Source organism: Paenibacillus sp. P13VS (genome assembly GCF_015143645.1).
Taxonomy (GTDB): domain Bacteria; phylum Bacillota; class Bacilli; order Paenibacillales; family Paenibacillaceae; genus Paenibacillus; species Paenibacillus xylanilyticus_A.
The window spans coordinates 24,912-44,822 of the sequence record NZ_WYEV01000016.1; the positions used below are offsets into that span (position 1 = coordinate 24,912).

Below are 19,911 nucleotides of genomic sequence, written 5' to 3' on the forward strand. Positions count from 1 at the left end.
GTTTTTCCGCCAAATATTAAAGTACTTTTTCCAAAAAGCTGATCGTACGCTCATGCTTCGGATTACCGAAGATTTCGGCAGGTGTACCCTGCTCGATGATGTATCCGCCATCCATGAAGATCACCCGATCGGCAACTTCACGGGCAAATCCCATCTCGTGGGTTACGATCATCATCGTCATTCCCTCGCTTGCGAGGTCCTTCATTACGCCCAGAACCTCACCAACCATCTCGGGATCTAGCGCGGAAGTCGGTTCATCAAACAACATAACGTCTGGATTCATCGCAAGTGCGCGAGCAATGGCAACCCGTTGTTTTTGACCACCCGAAAGCTTGTTAGGGTAACTGTCCGCCTTATCCGACAAGCCTACCCGCTCAAGCAAGCGCAGCGCGGTTTCCCGAGCTTGCTGTTCATTCAGCTTACCAAGCTCTCTTGGTGCGAACATGATATTTTTGAGCACGCTGAAATGCGGAAACAAGTTAAAGTGCTGAAATACCATTCCGATATTTTCACGAGCTTTATTGATATTGGTTTTCGGATCATTCAGATCCTGATCATCAACGATAACCCGGCCTGCCGTGATCTCTTCCAATTGGTTTATACAGCGCAGAAACGTACTTTTTCCTGAACCGGACGGTCCGATGACACAGACCACTTCACCTTCGGAGACCGTCATATCGATTCCTTTCAGAACCTGATTAGAGCCAAAACTTTTCTTCAATCCTTCAACCTTAATTTTACCCACGGCGAACTCTCACCTCCAGATAGTCAGCGATTTTAGTCAATGCAATGATGACAATCAGATACATGATCGCAACCGTTAACCAGATGTCAAAGGAGGCAAACGTTCTTGCGATGACAATTTTACCCGATTGCGTCAACTCCACCAGACCAATGACGGACAAGATTGACGTATCTTTCAGTGTAATAACCATCTGATTAATGAAAGAAGGAATCATAATCCGGATGGCCTGAGGGATAACAATCTTCATCATCGCTTTGCGATAAGGCAGGCCCAGTGAACGGGCAGCTTCCATCTGTCCACGATCAATTGATTGAATCCCCCCACGGATAATTTCGGTAACGTATGCTCCGGCATTCAGACTTAGCGTCAGAATAGCGGCCAGGAACAGAGGCATCGTGAAGCCCAGTGCCTGCGGAATCCCGAAGTAGATGAAGAAAGCCAGGACAATCAATGGAATCCCGCGGAAAACATCCACAAATACGGTAGCAACACCGCGAAGGAATTTATTATGTCCCACTTTCATAAATCCGAAGACCAAGCCCAGAATAAATGCGAAAAAGAGTGAAACGATGGTGTATAATAGCGTGTTACCCAGGCCCTTAATCAAGGATGGAAGAGATTTCTGAACCAACTCCCAGCGACCCAAGTTGGCAGTTGTCGGCGCATTCTCACCTAAATATTTTTCGGTGATCCGATCATACTCTCCGTTAGCCTTGATATTTGTCAACCCATCATTAAACATTTTCAGGAGTTCCTGATTTTTCCCTTTACTTACTGCAAAACCATAGGATGCTCCTTCTTCTTTTTCGGTTACGATTTTCAAACCATTATTTTGGTTAACACCGTACGCCAAAACAGGATGGTCCTCAAAACAAGCAACAGAATTTCCGGTTTTCACATCATCATACATCTGAGATGAATCATCAAACGGAACAATTGTGAAGCCATATTTTGAAGCGATGGATTCAGCAAAACTGTACCCTTCTGTTCCGGTTTTTACGGCAACTTTTTGGCCTCGGAGGTCCTCGTAGCTTTTCACGGTATCGTTGTTGACACTAACACCCATTACGACACCAGAAGGATAATATGATTCAGAAAAATCAAACTTTTGTTTTCTCTCATCGGTAATACTCATCCCCGCAATAACGCCATCCACCTGGTTTGACTCCAGTGCCTGTACGGCTGCGTTGAATCCGAGAGCTTTAATTTGATACTTGAAATTTTGATCTTTGGCAATGGCATCAAGCAAATCCATGTCGATTCCGACAAAATCACCATTTACATCCTCAAACTCAAACGGAGCAAAGGTAATGTCTGTGCCGATGACATAGGTTTTGCTGGTGTTGGACTCTGCATCAGCAGCCCCCGCCCAACCGGATAGTCCGGTCACCAAGAGCAGCACTAGCGAAAGTACAAAAAACGAGACCTTTGTTGTTTTCATATGTCCTCCCCTTCTCGGTCTACTACGTTACTGTGTTACATTTTTTTCAGACGTATTGCCCATTATACAGTCATATTGTTTTTGTGAAAATAAACATTTTAAATTTTAAGTATTGATTTCTTTTCCAATAGGATGCTTCCCGTGTGACGGGTGAAGGCTCTTATCGCATTCACTCTTTATTTACCGTTGTAAAGCGCACTCGTTCTTTCTTTCGTTCCACTACTCGGCCAATTTTTGGAGAGTGATGAATTTGTGTTTTTTCTTACGGAATTCATCTGGAATATGTTTATCATTTACAATAATTCCTCTTTCAATCAAAAATGTTTTGTCTCAACCATGTACATATAACTGTCAACAGCCGCACCTTCCATTACCTTTTTAAGCACTCGCTTGAAACACTTTTTCTTGACGTTCCCGCGAAATTTGATGTTGACGTGCCTTCCATAGAAAAGGGAGACCCAGCGCTGTTGCGAGTGCCAGCGGAACAAAGACGAAAACCCCATTCGCTGCCCCAAAATGGCCAAGAAGCAGACCACCAAACACAGGCGCTATCACACTGCCCAAATGATTAAAGCCAATGGTTCCAAAATAGATCCCTTTGTTCTCCGGCTTAGCAATCCGGTCAATGAACAAGTCCATCATGGTAAACAGCAGCACTTCTCCAATGGTAAACAGGATGACGCTAATGAATAACAGCACCAGTCCGTCTGCCCATCCGAACAGCAGCAAGCTTCCAGCGATAAGAATATTACCAAGAATGAGCGAGGCAATTGGCGAATAATGCCTGGCCGTCCGTACAATCGGGTATTGTACGAGCAGCACAGTCATGGCGTTAAGAGAGAACATATAGGAGAATATTTGGCTTCCGTTCTCTATATTCGGATTCAGGGTCAGATACTGCGCTAACGTTGAACCGAAATGTCCATAACCCAGCTCGCAGAACGTTGTTCCAATGAGGACCATCAGGAATACCCGGTCTCTAGTGGTTGTACTCAGAGCAGCTCTCAGGCTAGGTGCAAGAGCGTGGACTGGCCTAGGGAGATCGGTATGCCTAACGCTAAACTGAAACAACAAGACCAGTCCGTACATTACATATACCATGCCTGCTATGATAAACGGAAACGTTGATTCTGCTGATCCAAGGTAGAGTCCGATTATTGGGCCGAAAACAACACCAAGATTAATCGCGGCATAGCGCAGATTAAAAACGAGAAGCTTATGCTGTGAAGGCGTTATATCCGACAATAACGCCCGTGAAGTCGGCTCAAAAAAAGCACGGCATAAGCCATTTAGGGTGTTGGCAATGAAAAATACCCATAAATGCTGCGCCGATGAAAAGATGAAAAAAACGCCTGCCCAGCTAAACACCGAGACCAGCATGACCATTGGACGACCTATCCGATCCGAAATGTATCCTCCGTAGAAGCTAATGAGTACGCCAGCCAGAGAGCTTACTGCAACGGTTAGGCCCGTTTCTGTCGGTGAAGCCTCCAATACGCGAGTTAGATAGATGGATAAGAACGGAATGCTCATGGATGTCACCAGACGTCCGAATTTGGTACCGATAATGATGGTCCACGCCAAAGGATGTATTTGCCGAAGAAGCTGCTTCATAAGGTATATCTCCTATTCCGGGTGATTAAAAAAGGACTGCGCATGTCACTTTCATTAGTTATAATTGTAAGGATCAAAGGGGGAAATAAAAGTGTAAGTAATTTATTTTGCGTTTCACCTTTTATAAAGGAGCAGACCTATGGATACATACATCACACACTATCTTCGGCTTGTCACATCGGCGCAGCTGTCGCTTAAAATGAATGAACCTGCTGCGATAACCATAGAAAATCTCTCGACCGCGCTATTCTGTACTCCTCGGAATGTCAAATTCATATTGCGTAAGCTGGAAGCGGCTGGTTTCATTTGTTGGCAGCCGGGGATTGGCAGGGGACATCACTCCAAATTAACACTTCTAAAGAGTATGGACGAAGTAATGGAAGATCACTTTCTTGGCTTAATAAGCAATGGCAAAATGAAGGAAGCTGTCGAACTCATCGGTTCGCTGGAATCTTGGGACTGGAATGGCGTGATCAGGCAGAGATTGCTGCGTCTGTTGAACCAGCAGATGGGTTTTCACAGCCATATGGAAACAAGCTCGGGTCAGGATGTACTTCGAATGATGCGTTCTCGCCGTTTGGGGGATCTGGACCCGGCTTCAGTCTATACGGCATTTGAGACTTATCTGCTTGGTCAGATATGCAATACTTTAATTACCTTTGATGCTCAGTCAGGGACATTTCAGCCAGGTCTTGCACACTCGTGGGAATGCAGTGAGGACTACAAAATGTGGGTCTTTTATCTGCGTAAGGGTGTCCGGTTTCATCACGGACGCATCATGACTTCAGCAGATGTGCAGTCAACGTGGCAGCGTCTGCATGACGTGCAAAGTCCTTCGCTATGGCTGTACCGGGATATCGAGCACACCGAATTAGATGGTGATTACTGCATTCGTTTTTATCTCCATCAGCCCAATCGCTTTTTTCTGCACCTGTTCAGCTGCATTCCCATGACCATTCTTCCCTATGATGTTGACAGTTCGAACCAACTAATCGGTACAGGTCCTTTTCAGATTGGTGAACTGAATAATGAAGTGCTCGTACTTCATGCATTTGACAGCTATTATGGGCTTCGTCCCCTCCTCGATCAGGTATATATCTGGTTTGTACCGGACTTGGGCAGCCAGCACCGATATTATGAACTGCAAGGAACCGATCGCTTGAAGAAGTCTGCAAACGATGTAACGCCAACAGATATTGACTATCCTGCACTCGGATGCCAGTACTTGCTGTTTAACTTCCAGAAGCCTGGCGTTCACCATCATCCCCATTTTCGGCAAGCACTGAGAATGGTGTATGACTCTGCAGCTCTGGTCGCTGAACTGGGTGAGAATCTGATTAGACCCGCTAACAGCTTTCTCCCATGGAGAAGTGTACAGCAGCATTGGTCGGAAGCATCGCTTGATCATGCTCATCCATTGCTCGACAGCAGCGGTTATCAGGGCGAGACCCTCATTCTGTCTTGTACCGCTAACAAGGATATGCGTGTTGCACATTGGATACAGCAACGTGCAGCAGCAATTGGACTGCACATTGAGGTCGCTGCTTCTATCGATAACCTCCAGCCTGAAGAGACATCATTTGCGGATTTAATCATGGCCGAGGAGATTCTGGAGCAGGATTGGCAATATGGCATGATTCACTATTTCAAGACGTCGTCCAATCAGTTCAATGCCTGCATGTCACCTGAGCAGATCTCCATATTGGATGATAAGCTGGAGCCTTTTGCACAGCTGGATGAACCTGATCGGATAAGCCTGTTGAATGAAGCTGAGGATATATTACGCCGTAATTCCTGGATATTGCATGGTGCTCATGTGAACAAAAGGGCTCATCTTAATCAGAGCCTGTCAGGCTTGCAGACGTCGGACTTTGGTTTTATGGACATTTCTAAGATATGGATCAAGCAGTAAAATAAAAAGAGGACTTCCGTCCAATGACGGAAATCCTTTTTTTGTTGTTATATCTTTCTCTTCAGTTCTGGAACAATCCGAACCTAAGATATATTTGAAATGGATCTCCCCCCACCACTATCATTCAATCGGCTGCAAAACTTGCTCCTCGTCCTTTCTTAGCCACAGCTCCCGGAATGGTTCGCAGTTCTGAATCAATTTATCGAAAGGTCCTTGACCCACAATGTTTCCTTGGTCCATTACCACGATCTGATCGACCTGCCGGATGAAATTCAATCGATGTGCGACGATAATGACCGTTTTGCCGCTGAACTCTTTCAGAATCGTTTCCATGATGCTTTTCTCCGTAATATTGTCCAGAGCCGACACCGGTTCGTCCAGAATCAACACGTTTCTACGCTGTAACAGGATTCGGGCAAAGGCAAGCCGCTGACGTTCCCCGCCGGACAACTTCAACCCTCTCTCGCCTACAAGCGTGTTTAATCCCTCCGGCCATTTCAGAATGGTCTGTTTAAGATGAACTTTATCCAACAATTCATAGAGAGCTTCATCCGAGACCGATTGATCAAAACAAATATTGTCCCGGATGGTCGCATCGAAGATTGGTGTCTCCTGTGACAAGTATGAGATATGATCATAGTAGCTATTCAGTTTCAGCTCGTCGATATCCACACCATCTACCAGCAGCTTGCCTCTGTTCTTTTTTAACAGGCCGGTTAACAGCTTGATCAACGTTGATTTTCCGCTCCCACTCATGCCAACCAATGCGACTGAAGACCCTTGAGGAATGGTCAGCGAGATCTCATGTAAGATGCTGTTCTTACCGTAACCGAATGACACGTCGCGAAACTCCACATTCCCCTTGAGCCCCATGACTTCATGACCACGATCCAGGTTGCGGTCCTCCGGAGCTTGAATGAACGCTTCAAACCGCTTATAGGTCACTTGATTCAGCCGATAATCCACAAACAGCACATTGAATATGGCGATTGGTGAGTATATCTTTTCTATGAAAAGAAACAATGCCACGATAACGCCAATGGAGGATTCACCTGTAACAACGCTCTTAACTCCAAAGAACAGGATCACAAGCTTAATGATGGTGATAAACACCTCAAATATCGCAAAAAAAGCTTCATGAATCATCCGCAGCTGCGCGCTTTTGTTAATCATTAGCCTTGCTGATGCGCTGAGTTTCGCCATTTCCTTCTCATATCGTTTGTTCGTCCGAAATACGACCAGTTCCATGAATCCGCGTATTGAATATCTGGAGATGGACTCCTGTTCGTTCAATATCGTTGATTTCATTCGGTACAGAAATTTCAAGATCAGGTTCGTTACTCCAAATACGACGACATAACCCGCCGCAATAACAATCATAATCCGTGGATCGTAGAAGCTGATAAACAGCAGACTGAACAGAATCGTCGGCAGCAGTTCATGCAATGTTTTAAGGTAAAAACCATAAATGATCTCATTCCCTGCTTCTGCACCATTTTCAATGACTTTGATCATTTGTCCAGTCCCCACGTTTTGATAGGCCTGATAGTCGATTTTTGCTATTTTGGCCAGTGCCATGATCTTCAATTGCTCAGTCAACCGTTTGGACAGATAAACGCTCGGGTACTCATCCATGTAGTTCAGAATGACCGTCCCCACCAGAAGTGCTCCGTAGATCATGATCAAATGGATCATCTGGTCCATCCGATTTACCTGTATTGCCGTATCCAATATCTTCTGGAAGAAGAATATCCCCAGGCTGCTGAATAGCTGAATGCCCCAGCCTAAGGCAATGTATAGGAAAATCCACCATTTTAACTGAAATAAACATTGTTTTAACACCGTTCTCTTGCCCCTTTATCTTTTAAAATGAGAAAAAGGCCAGGACGAGTCAGTCATGGACCTGTGCAAGTCCTTCTCTATGAGAAGGTCATTGTAGTTTCCATCGATCTGATGTGTCCTGGCCTGCGAACAAAATGATTGCCTGGGCACCATCCGAAGTTTCCAGTTTCATGCGATCAAATGGGCAGACGCCCCCCTTGATAGCCGGTACGCGTTTTGATCCGGCCCGAAAACTAGTTACTTCGAACGATACGATAAGACAATCATTTCACCTCAATTCAAAAGATATGGTCTAGTATAGCCGCTAACCTCCCTTAAAATCAACCAACGATTTCAAGTGAATTCGTACAACTTTTATTAAAACTTGCAACTCAACAAGGGAACAAGCTATGATCATGATAGAATGAGAACCTATGTGTTTTTTCTGGAAATAACGTCAAGGAGGAGAAGATGGAAGACATTATTTTGTGGTTGAAGTATTTGTTTTTGGGTGTGGTCCAAGGAGCAACGGAACCCATCCCTGTTTCTTCTAGCGGACATCTGATCATTGCACAGCGGCTGATGGGCATCAAACAAAACGGATTATCGTTTGAAATTCTAACCAACACAGCTTCACTAATAGCTATTGTTTTTATCTTTCGTGAAGATATCAAGAAGCTGATTATTGGCGCAATTCAATACCTTCGTACACGTGACCAGCAATACAGGGCAGAATTTATGTTTGTGTTATACATTATTATCGGCACGATTCCTGCTGCGCTCGCTGCAGTGCTGTTCAAGGATCGCATTGAAGAAGTTTTTGCTTCCGTACATACCGTTTCCATTGCTCTATTAGTTACCGGTGTTGCCTTATGGCTCATTCGCAATCTGCGCGGCCGTAAACGTGATGGAGATCTGTCTACCAAAGATGCGATTCTGGTTGGGTTGGCTCAAGCCGTAGCCCTGATTCCGGGGATCAGCCGTTCCGGAGCAACCGTAATAGCTTCCATAGCGGTCGGCATGAAGCAGGAAACGGCCCTAAGATTCTCCTTTATGCTGTATATCCCCATTAGCTTGGGGGGTCTGGTCTTGGGAGCATCCGATATCGCAAACGATCCCAATCGGTCAGAGCTTGCCATTCCTTATCTGATTGCCTTCATAACGACACTCGTAGTCACATATTTCTCAATGAGATGGTTCATGGGCATTATGGCCAAAGGAAATTTGAAATATTTCTCCTACTACTGTTTTATTGCCGGAACATTATTGCTTATTTTCTTGTAACTTTAAGACCTGTATTCGCAAAGGAACATCTGGCGTTCAGCCCGGTGTTCTTTTTTTTATAATTTAACTCGCCAAACATTACTCAAGGTTAAGGTCTCTAATATTTAAGTATATGAACAAAGCGCATGACAAACCCCATAGTAGACATGAGCATGTCCTCTATGGGGCCGGGTTCTACACGTTACAGATTAGTGCGGCAAGTTTCCACCTATTTGTGATTCAATCATGGATGGAGCAAACCCGTTCAGCATTTGCTGCATATCCTGCTGAGGCAGCTGTGGCACCTGATAGAAACCATTTTTATTCTGATAAATGGAGATCTCATATGCCATCTCGATACAGTTTGGCAGCGAATCTGCCAGTACACGACGCACCACCGGATTTGTTGATTCAAGCGCAGCCGTTGTTTTCATTACTGCTCCCGATTTCACTGCATTTAACATGCTCAGAGAGATGCTTTGATCACAAATTTCAGTTGCAGAGAGCATTGGCTTCTTCGGTTGGCTTGGTTTCATGCCATATGTGAAGTCGTTGCCCTGTGACATCTTATAGCTTTGCGTCGGTTTGGATGGATCTTGTCCAGTTCTGAAGCATTCCAGCGTAATGTTGTACTCTTCGGACATAAATTGTTTTTGACGCAGCAAAATATCGCGCAGTTCCGGATCTTGGACATGCTGACTCAGCATCGTATAGGTATTTAACGTATTAATGGCTCCAGCAAGCACCTCATGGACATCAAACATCTCATGTCCGCCATGGTTAAATTGTGGTGGGATTGTACCTGTTTCAATGTTTTGATGATTTTGCAATTGCATGTGGAATTACCTCCCATTAATCTGTTATTTTTGGCTGTCCCATTTCGCAGACTAATGTATTATGAAGTTTCGTTCTTCAAGATATTCGGTATAAATTTTGGTTAACGTATGCTGTAAAAAAAGAAAAACCATCACAAGAGACGGTCTTTCCTACTTCCATTTTATTTAAACAGCAGTTGATTCATTGCATGAACAGTCATCTCGTGAGTCGGTTCAAAATCCTCACTCTCGATATATTGCAGCAGACTATGAATAAATTGTCGCCCTTCGATCTGACTAAGCAACTGGGCAAAATCCAATGACCCAACTAAAACTTTGCCTTTGCCTACTTTGCACTCAAATAACAGTCCAAGCTTATGATTACGCTCAAAGTTATCGATCGTCTGCACAATCGGCTGTAAATCAGACGCAAGGTCGTCCAGAATGATGGAACTCGAATGGGTAACAATATTCCACCATGGGTAAGTGGAGTGCATCTCGCTTGGGAAATGCTGAAGAGCCGGATGATCATTCTGAATTAGCAAACCAAGCGTACCTACCGGAACAGGTTTATTCATGCTTTCCGAGATAGAGCGGAACATGGGATAACACCAGAAATCCGTACTATATAAGCCCTCAATAGCGTTGGTAACCTGTCCGGGAGAAGCCAGCAGAAGAACGGAGCCCCCCTCTTCCAACCTCTGCAGGGCTGCATCTGTCAGCTCCTTGAACACAGGCGCATCAGCAAACTGACGATCCGCTTGCTCTGGGTAGACCCAAATGTTATAGGATTTGTAAATATCCGTATTCGATATGGATAACTTAAAAGATACCTGAGACATATTATCTACATTGGGCAGAGTTACATGGATGTTCCCAAGCTTCTGGTAAGGCTTCATGTGATCCTCTGTAATGAGCTGTTCTCCTTCGGATATAACGCGGTCTCCTAGAGTACATTCCCATCGCAACGTTTCCCCTTTCAGAGGGAACTGACGATAATAGCTCAACTCTACCGATGCGTTGAATGTCTCACGAGCCGCATAGTTGTACTTCTCAAAGCGAGCCAAGAGAACAGCATCCGAGCAGAAGGTTCGCCAATCTTCAGCACTGATTAAACCTTTGGAGTCCATAAATGCGTCCAATATGCCGACAAGGGCCGTTCCTTGTCCGCTAAAGTCCTGCAAATCAAGCAGCTGAAAGCCTGCAAGTCGCTCGGAACGGAAAGCTGCCTCAAGCTCTTCCTTGTAACAATCTACGGCCAATTGACCTGAGGCACGGAAGAACGATTCAGCGAGATGCCCCATCCCCTTAGCCTGTAATCGTTCTCGAAAGATTTCAAAGTTATGAGCTTTGATCGAGCCTGTATACTTTTCAATCTCTGCAAAATCCGGATACATGGCATACTGCCCAATCTCGTGTGAAACCACAGGAAGATGCGGAATGAGCTCCTTGTCTGTTGCAGCCGCTTTCACCGTTTTGGAGACTGTCCCGTATTGGATCTGAATCTCCTGTTCCTGCAAATGGGAATCCTCTAGTCCAGTGTGCTGCTGAGGGTGGATATGCTCATCATAATCCTTCATCGTACCAGGCAGATCGGTTTGTACATGCCCCAGCGGCGCGTCACACATCGCATAGGAACCTCTGATCAAGCGGTCACGGGAGAACCGCACACCACTGAAGAAATCTTCTTCCTCCAGAATAACCGGGGTAAACTGAAAATTGTTTGAGCCTTGAGTATATAAATGGCGCTGATCATATGCCTTATAATCTTTCAGAATAGCACTTAGCTTTTCCTTGCTCCCCCACAACTCATTCCCCAGTGACATCATGACAAACGAAGGATGATTCCCGAAGCTGCGCAGAATGGCGAAGCCTTCCTCAATCAAATAGTCCTGTTCTGCCTGGTTATGGTTCGCATCGCTCTCATCCGTAATCGTGCCCCAAAATGGCAGCTCGGGTTCCATGTAGATTCCCAGCATATCAGCTGCAGCAAATGCTGCTTCAGGTGGACAACAAGTATGGAAACGATAATGATTAATACCGTAGGATTTCGAAATGCTGAGGATTCTCACCCATTCGTTCACGTCCGTTGGTGCATAGCCAGTTAGCGGGAAGATCAATCCATCATGCTTGCCTCGTAAAAAGGTGGGTCGATTATTAATTGTAAACTTGTCTCCACTCGCCTTGAAATCCCGCAGTCCAATTACGATGTCTCGATCATCGATGATTCTCCCGCTCTCTTCTCGCAGCGTGATGGCAATCGTATATAAATGAGGTGCATCATCACTCCATAAGAGCGCTTTATCTCCCAACGCATAAGAGATACTCATCTCGTTATGATCAACCGGGTACAAACGCTCTCCAACTTCATGTACAGCTTCTTCTAGGCCGGAAGTTTGTTCATCAATGGCGAAACTTTGGGCAGACACGGCGATTTGGGTGTTCTGCAGCTCTCCATCCAATTTTACCGAAAGCGTTATCGATTTATGCATCGCATCCGTGTAAATTTGCACATCCCTCATCCGTGCTTCATTGCTGAATTTCAATTCCAGTTTACCCGTAATGCCGTTCCAGTTCGTCTGTGTATCCTTGGAAGTCATATGCCCGCCTTTGGTTGGGTAGCTGGTGTTGTCCACCTTGATTCGAACGGTATGTGTACCGGCAGAGAGCCCTTCCTTAAGCACATACTCATGGGGCGTATTGAGACTGTTGCGTGTACCTAGTGGAATATCATCAACCCAGACTGTTGTAACCCGTGTACGCTCCAGATGCAGACAGCAGTACTTTCCTTCCAATTCCTCCGGTACCTCAAATTCCCGCTCCAGCCAGAGCCACCCTTCGAAAGCGTATTCGTCTGTGAGCGCCCCAACCTCGGCCAGCTCGTTTCTCTTTCCCTTTCTGGCATGAGACGTTGTATTTGGCATGGTAATCGTGTCGTCATACGGAGTATTGATTCCCAGCTTGTTCTCGTCAAGCTGCATTCTCCAGACTCCTTGCAAGTTAATGATGGGCAACATGATTTCAACTCCTAATTATGGGTTAACCGCACTTGTCTATCATTGTATCAGAGAATGGATTATCGATCTGTGAAATTTAAATATAAGGATCGTTCTGTTACACAAAAAAAACCTGACCCCAGGTAAATAACCATGCAGGGTCAGGCTGACTATCAACGAATAGTTAGTTTTCGTCCAGAATACTTAAGATTAATTTGACCGATTCAGCCCGCGTTGCCGTTTGCAATGGTGCAAATCGATTACCGCCTACACCATCAATCAAGCCGGCCTCAACCATAGAAGCCACGTACGGCACTGCCCATGCAGGAATCTGATCCCGGTCTTCAAAAGAAAGCGAAGCCGTGGAACCTTCCGGTGTGCTGCTTGCCCGAGCAATCATGGTCACCATCTCAGCGCGGTTCAGTGGTTTATTCGGCTTAAATGAGCCATCTGTGTACCCACTGATAATGCCTGCTGAAGCTGCTTCCACAATGTATGGAGCAGACCAGATTGGAATTTGTTTTGCATCGGTATACGTAGTTGCCGTGCTGCTTGTATTCATTTTCATGGCTCTGCCCAGCATGGTAATGAACTCCGCCCGGGTTACTTTTTGATCCGGACGGAAGCTTCCATCGCCATAGCCTTGTACAAATCCTGCAGTCAAAGCTTGATCGATGAGCGATTTCGCCCAGTGTCCTTCGGTATCTTTCAGCTGTGGTAGATTTCCATTGCTGCCGCCAACAGTTCCATTGCCAGGTTGACTAGGATTACTGGTGTCCGGCTTGCTTCCCTGCTCTGTTCCTGGCTGCGATGTTTCAGAACCTGTTCCAGGTGTTGGGGTACTGCTTCCAGACCCGCCATTGTTTCCAGAACCGCCACCTGAGCCTGGGTTGGATGAACCTGGTCCTGGGTTCGGTGTTTCCGTATTCGACTTCTTGATCATGCCAAATTGATCAATAACAAACGGTTTTGCATCATTAATATTCTGATCAATTTCATACGTTACCGCTGTAAGCTTGTTTCCATCGATGGTGATGCCCACAAAGTTTTGAACCTGCCCGCGTTTCGGTCGACGATCGTCATTTGGATCTGGTCCATACTTTGCAGCATGATTTTCTTCTGCCAACTCAAACAAGCTGTAATACGCATCCCCAAGAACAGGATCCTGATTTTTATAATATACTTTCGGTCCGGCTGTTGCTGGAATCAGATAAATGGTGCCATCCGGATTCACCGCGTATTCAATCTTATTACCGTTCATTGTTTCCGTAATCTTGACAGCATCTTTCGCTTTCCCTGTCTTATCAATCGGTTTGGTGCGGGCGTAAATATGATCATGCCCCTGTAACACAAAGTCGATATCCAGTTCTGCCATCAGCGGAGCAATTTTGTTACGTACTCCGTTTGGTCCGATAATATCCGAATCTGTTGCATGATTGGACGTTGTATAAGGACCTTTATGGATATTGACAATGATCCAATCTGCCCCGTTTTTGCGAGCTTCTTTTACATCATCCTGCAGCCACTGGACCTGTTCTGCCGAGAAATTGTTATACTCTTCTGAATCTTCGTTTGAATTCAACACCACGAAGTGTGCATTACTATAATCGTATGAATAATAAGCCCCTGTCTCTGTTGCCGAGTCCTCCGGTACATCCAGGTTGAAATGATCGATAAAAGCGAAGTTTTCATCTTCATGATTCCCCGCCGATGGAACGATTGTTGTATTCAGAAGGCTTGATTGAGAATGTCCTAGAAGCCAGTTCCACTGCTCTTCTTTGACACCTTTATCCACAATATCTCCATTGTGCACCACAAATTGTGCATTCGGAATGGTTGCAAGTGCCTTGTCCAGTGTCTCGGAGGAAAGAATCGCTTCATCCTCTTCCTTCGCCTGCGTATCGGCCAGATCAATAAATGTAAAGGCTCCTGTCTTCGGCGCTGTACGGAACGTGCCCGTCTTGCTCCACGTATTGCTGGAAGCTTCGCCCACTCTAAAGAAATAAAGCGTATCTGGCTTCAGATTCGTTGCTTCCGCTTTGTGTACAAGTTCATTAGGCGAATTCACGGAGCGGTCGGAACGTCCTTCATAAGAGATTGCACTGGAGAAGTCAGCAATATTAGCTGTTTTTTCAACAACCTGAAGATCACTTCCTGGAACCTGTTCGGATGTGTACCAGGCAAATCCTTTGCTAGTGGTTGGATCTCCATTAAACGTAACCGTAACTTTGCTCACTTGCTCACCATTGGATTGTGTATCCTTGGTAATTCCAAATGTATCAACGACAAAAGGTTCAGCATTAAATCGATTCTGATCGATTTCATAAACGATCGCTGTAAGCTTGCCTCCATCAACAGTCAATGAGGTGAAATTCTGTACCTGACCTCTTGCTGCACTCGTTGTATCCCCGTACACACGGGCATGATTCTCTTCTGCACGTTCAAACAGGCTAAAATATGCATCGCCCAGTTGAGGTTTCGTATTTTTAAAGTATACTTTGGCCCCTGCCGTACCTGGAATCATGTAAATAGTTCCATCCGGGTTAACGGTGTATTTAATGCTTTGTCCTTGAAATGTTTCCTCTATTGTGGAAACTTCTTCAGCAGTTCCATCCTGCTTGATCGGTTTGGTCCGGGCATAGATGTGATCATGTCCTTGAAGAACAAGATCGATGCCAAGCTGATTCATGAGCGGGGCAATTTTATTTCTAACCCCGTTATCACCAATAATATCACTGTCGGTCGCATGATTGGACGTGGTATACGGTCCTTTGTGGATATTGACGATGATCCACTCGGCTCCAGCAGATTTGGCCTGCTCCACATCCTGCTTCATCCACTCCACTTGTTCGTTCGAGAAGTTCGCATAATCCGTCGAATTTTCATTGGAGTTCAGAACGATAAAATGTGCATTACTGTAATCATAGGAATAATAAGCACCTGTGACCGTCGCCGCATTCTCCGGCTGTTTTACATTAAAATGATCATAGAATGCATAGTTTTTGTTCTCATGATTGCCTGCAGAAGGTACAATTGTCGTTCTCATCAAATCCTCTTGAGAATACCCAAGCAGCCAGTTCCATTCTTGTTCCGAGGTCCCATTCTCAACAACATCACCGTTGTGCACGACAAACTCTGCATTCGGAACGGTAGCTAGTGCCTTTGACAGCGTTTCCGCGGATAAACGGGCCTCTTCCTCATCCTTCGCTTGAGTATCCGTTAGATCAACAAAGGTAAAGGCTCCACCCTCTGGAGCTGTCTTGAACTCTCCTGTTTCACTCCAGAGGCCAAGCGTCTCGTCACCGACACGATAATAGTATGAAGTATTTGCTTCAAGTCCTGCAGCTTCTGCTTTATGAACCCTTTCTCCCGGAGAGTTTCTGGAGATGATCGCTTCACCGGTATAGGATTGCGCCGTGCTGAAATCGGGAGCTCCATCCTGTTTTTTAACCACTTGCACATGACTATTGGTCGAAGCAAGCGGTGTATACCAGGTAAACCCTTTACTTGTTTTGGCGTCACCATGGAACGTAGCTGTGACTTTGCTAATATCGATTGCCGGTGCGTCAGCTAATGCTCTCAGCTCCATATCAAAGTACAGGTCCGAGCTTCCATCACTTTGCTGATGGACTTCCACTGCAATGATGTTCTCCCCATCATGCAGGAGCGTTTTAAACGGTTTGGTCAGATCCACATCGGTATACATAACGGGCAGATCCATAGAAGATGTTGCTTTGGTAGAGTAGTTGATCTCCCCATCAGGCATACCGAATCTGCGAACTTCCGTGCCATTTACATATAAAACAGCACCGTCGTCAATGCCGAAGGTACCCAGAATTTGACCATAATTTTGGATTTGCTCCTGATTAACTGTCAGCGTTGTCCGAAAATATGTAGTGCGGTGTTTCAGATCTTGGTTACCACCATAGCCCACTTCTGTCTGAAGCGGTCCGAAATATGTCGTTGATATGCCGCTACCATTGTCTTTGTAACCAAAAGGAGCTTTGTCTACTGCCCAGGTATTGTCTTCATAGACAGCCTGCCATACCGATTTTAAATCCTGACCTTGATCAAAATACTTCCACGTTGAATTTTTGCTAAGCAAGATGTCTGCTTGAGATTCAACTGCCTCCGCTGCTTTAACTACTGGTGCCGAACCCAGTCCCCCAAACCATCCAATAACCAGCGCGGTTGATAGCAGGATGGCCAGAATCTTTTTGTACAATGGGTTAATCATCATGTTCTCCTCTCATTTGGCATGAATGTGCATCTAGTGCTATTTCATTCATGATTACTAGATTAGCCAGCTATATCATACGAGAGGAATATGTTGATTTTTGCATGTTTATGTAAATTACATGTTAATATATTCATATTTATTGAGAATTGTGGTCGCCAGTTATGCCGGAGATCGTCAGGGATATGCCGCAGGATTAACACAACCTATTCCAGTATAGGGATCAATATCGAACTATTGTTGCTTGATTGCTGTTTGACAAACACATTCATATTCCTTATATTGTTGGTGCACTTATCCTTGGGCGCGCCCTTGTACGGACGATGCAAAAAACCATGTGAAGGAACAGGTTATCTCCTATGACTGAGAACTGGCACCAAAATTTTAAAAACAAAAACCGGGAAGCTCTAATTGCAGCAGCCAAAGAATTATGCATGAAGCAGAGCTTTCTTAATGTGAACATCAAAGATATATGCAGCGAAGCGGGAATAAGCCGGGTTACCTTTTACAAGCACTTTCAATCCATGGACGAACTTATTTTGGCGGTACAAGTGGAAATTCTGGAGAGTATGACCGGATACGTGAAAAATGCTGCTTCACCAGAAATGAACGGCCGAGAGATGCTTGCTTCCATGCTTGAAGCCTGGGTCCATTACGCCTCCACTCATCTCGGTTATATCAAATTCGTATTATTATTCGACCTGCACTATGATGCCTATGATTCAGGCCAAGAATTGAGAGAACAATACAATCAGTTTATCAAACGTAAAAAGGAACAACATTTCCTGTTAGATGCACTGGAGACCGGATATAAAGATGGTACGTTGAAGCCTGATCCTGATCCCCTTAATACAGCCCATTTTATCTTTGTAACCATGATGAGTATGCTGCAGAAAATGAGTCTGGCCTCAGAAGAAGATCACGTTACCGTTCAAAGCGATTTGAAATTCGCCAAACGATTCGTTGAGATGCTGGTGCAGCATTTGAGTAACTGAAAAATTCCATGAACCCTTTTAAGACCAATCCAACCGGATAGGTCTTTTTTTGTTTGTACAGCCTCCATTCTATCTCAGAGGTCCAGACCGTTTAGTTGAAACCAGTTTATATCAGGCTCTTCGCTGTTTTCTGAGAAGCTCATCTTCACATTTGTCAATCCAAATCTAGGACTGATCTTCATTTCTTCCTCACAATTTACGATAAATAGTATGGGGTTATACGAAAAACCCGTTGTTTTAACTACTTCCAAGGGGGAACAGAACGTGAGACAGACTCGCAAGATAAAGATGGACTTAAGACTCAAACTGTATTTAATCATTCTGGTGCCACTACTGGCCATGGGCGGTCTCATTATGTGGACGACCATCCACTCCAGTGAAAATGCATCTGTTTTGACCATGCAGCATAACAATCAGCAGTTAGCTGTAAACACCGCCTCCCTGCTGGGCCAGGAATCAGAATCGATCAAGACATTATACTCCACGGCTTCGGAGGAAAGCGAAGAATACAAAAGTCTTAGAGACGAACTCGTTAAAGTCCGGCTTCAATCGGGAGCCCTCTATGTATATATGTATAACAAAACGCCAGACGGCTGGATGTACACGATAGATGGAGCTGATTGGGACGATACGGAATATAGCCCTTACGGAACGGCAATGGAATTCAATCCCCAGATTCAGGAACGCCTGCTAAACGGTGAAGTCGTGACTACAGGCATTGTGGATGATCCAACCTGGGGACAGCTGCTCTCCTCCTTTACACCAATCAAGGATCCTCAAGATGAAATTGTTGGTTATTTGGGCATTGATATTTCTGCTGCAGCAGTGAATCAAGTATCCTCTGAATCGGTGAATAATGCGTATCGGACCATTATTCCGATTTTTGTGGTTGTATTGATTCTATCGCTGGTCATGATGCTATTGGTGGTAAGAGGCATTCTCAAACAAGTGCGCGATATCAAGTCAAGCCTCGAACAGGTCGCGGATGGGAATCTCACAGTGGTATCCAAACATCTATCCAACGATCAGCTCGGTGACATCAGTGACCTGATTAACGTCATGGCTTCGCAATTGACGAACATACTGAAGGGAATACAGCAAGGGTCTGATACGCTGCAGCAGTCTTCGGCAAATATTGCGGAAACCGCTCAGACAAACCAGCGCCAGACCGAGGAACTTTCCAGAGCAATCGAGGAAATCGCCATAGGCTCCATGAAACAGGCGGAAGAGACAGAACACTCCGTCCAGCATTCAGAGAACCTCGGCAAGATTATGGATGAAGTTGGTACATACGTGCAGCAGTTCACCCATACTTCTGAGCAGCTATCTTCCGTACAAGTACAAGTTACACGCGAACATGAGGTTCTACTTGAAAAGGGCCGGGAAAATGCCAAGCGGGTTGAGCATCAGCAGGAAATTTCCAGGTCTTTAACCACTCAATCAGAGCTCGCTGCTTCCATTAGTGGACAAATTCATAATATCCTGAAACAAACCCAGATTTTATCGCTGAATGCTTCCATCGAGGCAGCCCGTGCCGGTGAGGCGGGTAAAGGCTTTGCCGTCGTTGCTGGTGAAATGGGCCAGCTCGCTCAGCAATCTGAACGTTCCATCCAGGAGATTGATGGGATTCTGAGTTCATTTGTTCAAGAAATCCAACGGATGGGCAGTCATTTTGAAGCGAATATGGTTGCGGTCAAAGAGCAGGAACAACAGATTGCTGATTGCCTTCAGGCGTTCAGACAGGTTAGCCAATTATCGACTGAAGTGCACGAGCTTGCTCAGCGTTTGGAGAACCGCACAATGAATATGCATTCCATTCGTCAGGAAGTGGAACAGCACCTAAGCTATATCGCTTCTGCAACAGAGGAAACTTCGGCCATGGCGGAAGAAGTTACGGCCAGTGCAGAGGAGCAGCAGCGATCCGCGAGCGAACTATCGAACATTTCCGGGCAGCTCGCTGGCCTTGCAGGCAACCTCAAATCTTATTCCGATCAATTTCAGATTGAAGTGACGAAATCCGATCCAAAATAATAAAGAACCCCGTTACCTGATGAATCAGGCGGCGGGGTTTT

Annotated in this window: 11 protein-coding genes; 4 read left to right on the forward strand and 7 right to left on the reverse strand. The window is 45.3% G+C overall.

Annotated elements, in window-relative coordinates; translation table 11 throughout:
• Nucleotides 1-16: 16 nt before the first annotated feature.
• From GUA98_RS26355 to GUA98_RS26365, 3 genes are all read right to left on the reverse strand, one after another.
• Entirely contained in the window at nt 17-745 is a 729-nt protein-coding gene (locus GUA98_RS26355; RefSeq protein WP_095358210.1) for an amino acid ABC transporter ATP-binding protein, read from the reverse strand.
• Nucleotides 738-2,186, reverse strand: coding sequence for an amino acid ABC transporter substrate-binding protein/permease (locus tag GUA98_RS26360; protein ID WP_193724916.1), 1,449 nt, complete (start codon nt 2,184-2,186; stop codon nt 738-740). Before GUA98_RS26360 ends, GUA98_RS26355 begins: the two co-directional genes overlap by 8 nt.
• Before the next feature lie 378 nt (nt 2,187-2,564).
• Nucleotides 2,565-3,800 carry an MDR family MFS transporter gene (locus GUA98_RS26365; RefSeq protein WP_193724917.1) on the reverse strand — a complete coding sequence of 412 codons (1,236 nt, stop codon included), beginning with the start codon at nt 3,798-3,800 and terminating at the stop codon, nt 2,565-2,567.
• Nucleotides 3,801-3,939: 139 nt separating this feature from the next.
• On the opposite strand from GUA98_RS26365, the gene GUA98_RS26370 reads away from it, so the two are divergent.
• Nucleotides 3,940-5,712 carry an ABC transporter substrate-binding protein gene (locus GUA98_RS26370; RefSeq protein ID WP_193724918.1) on the forward strand — a complete coding sequence of 591 codons (1,773 nt, stop codon included), beginning with the start codon at nt 3,940-3,942 and terminating at the stop codon, nt 5,710-5,712.
• Between the two features lie 120 nt (nt 5,713-5,832).
• Here GUA98_RS26370 and GUA98_RS30230 read toward each other — a convergent pair whose 3' ends face one another.
• Entirely contained in the window at nt 5,833-7,554 is a 1,722-nt protein-coding gene (locus GUA98_RS30230; protein ID WP_193724919.1) for an ABC transporter ATP-binding protein, read from the reverse strand.
• A gap of 450 nt (nt 7,555-8,004) precedes the next feature.
• Between GUA98_RS30230 and GUA98_RS26380 the strand changes: the two genes are divergently transcribed.
• On the forward strand, nt 8,005-8,817 hold the full coding sequence (locus tag GUA98_RS26380) for an undecaprenyl-diphosphate phosphatase (RefSeq protein WP_193724920.1): 813 nt from the start codon (nt 8,005-8,007) through the stop codon (nt 8,815-8,817).
• Nucleotides 8,818-9,005: 188 nt separating this feature from the next.
• On the opposite strand, the gene GUA98_RS26385 is transcribed toward GUA98_RS26380, so the two are convergent.
• From GUA98_RS26385 to GUA98_RS26395, 3 genes are all read right to left on the reverse strand, one after another.
• Nucleotides 9,006-9,632 carry a spore coat protein gene (locus tag GUA98_RS26385; RefSeq protein ID WP_193724921.1) on the reverse strand — a complete coding sequence of 209 codons (627 nt, stop codon included), beginning with the start codon at nt 9,630-9,632 and terminating at the stop codon, nt 9,006-9,008.
• Nucleotides 9,633-9,793: 161 nt separating this feature from the next.
• Nucleotides 9,794-12,628, reverse strand: coding sequence for a glycoside hydrolase family 2 TIM barrel-domain containing protein (locus GUA98_RS26390; RefSeq protein ID WP_193724922.1), 2,835 nt, complete (start codon nt 12,626-12,628; stop codon nt 9,794-9,796).
• 163 nt (nt 12,629-12,791) lie between these two features.
• On the reverse strand, nt 12,792-16,844 hold the full coding sequence (locus tag GUA98_RS26395) for an S-layer homology domain-containing protein (protein ID WP_193724923.1): 4,053 nt from the start codon (nt 16,842-16,844) through the stop codon (nt 12,792-12,794).
• Nucleotides 16,845-17,203: 359 nt separating this feature from the next.
• Here GUA98_RS26395 and GUA98_RS26400 point away from each other — a divergent pair, with 359 nt between their 5' ends.
• Both GUA98_RS26400 and GUA98_RS26405 read left to right on the forward strand, forming a co-directional pair.
• Nucleotides 17,204-17,839, forward strand: coding sequence for a TetR/AcrR family transcriptional regulator (locus GUA98_RS26400; protein WP_193724924.1), 636 nt, complete (start codon nt 17,204-17,206; stop codon nt 17,837-17,839).
• A 288-nt stretch (nt 17,840-18,127) separates the two neighbouring features.
• Entirely contained in the window at nt 18,128-19,870 is a 1,743-nt protein-coding gene (locus tag GUA98_RS26405) for a methyl-accepting chemotaxis protein (RefSeq protein ID WP_227780141.1), read from the forward strand.
• Nucleotides 19,871-19,911 lie beyond the last annotated feature (41 nt).

Excerpts from the sequence above, each read along its gene's own strand:
- GUA98_RS26360 (WP_193724916.1), bottom strand. The coding sequence starts at position 2,186 with ATGAAAACAACAAAGGTCTCGTTTTTTGTACTTTCGCTAGTGCTGCTC.
- GUA98_RS26365 (WP_193724917.1), bottom strand. The coding sequence starts at position 3,800 with ATGAAGCAGCTTCTTCGGCAAATACATCCTTTGGCGTGGACCATCATT.
- GUA98_RS26370 (WP_193724918.1), top strand. The coding sequence starts at position 3,940 with ATGGATACATACATCACACACTATCTTCGGCTTGTCACATCGGCGCAG.
- GUA98_RS26380 (WP_193724920.1), top strand. The coding sequence starts at position 8,005 with ATGGAAGACATTATTTTGTGGTTGAAGTATTTGTTTTTGGGTGTGGTC.
- GUA98_RS26385 (WP_193724921.1), bottom strand. The coding sequence starts at position 9,632 with ATGCAATTGCAAAATCATCAAAACATTGAAACAGGTACAATCCCACCA.
- GUA98_RS26390 (WP_193724922.1), bottom strand. The coding sequence starts at position 12,628 with ATGTTGCCCATCATTAACTTGCAAGGAGTCTGGAGAATGCAGCTTGAC.
- GUA98_RS26395 (WP_193724923.1), bottom strand. The coding sequence starts at position 16,844 with ATGATTAACCCATTGTACAAAAAGATTCTGGCCATCCTGCTATCAACC.
- GUA98_RS26400 (WP_193724924.1), top strand. The coding sequence starts at position 17,204 with ATGACTGAGAACTGGCACCAAAATTTTAAAAACAAAAACCGGGAAGCT.
- GUA98_RS26405 (WP_227780141.1), top strand. The coding sequence starts at position 18,128 with ATGGACTTAAGACTCAAACTGTATTTAATCATTCTGGTGCCACTACTG.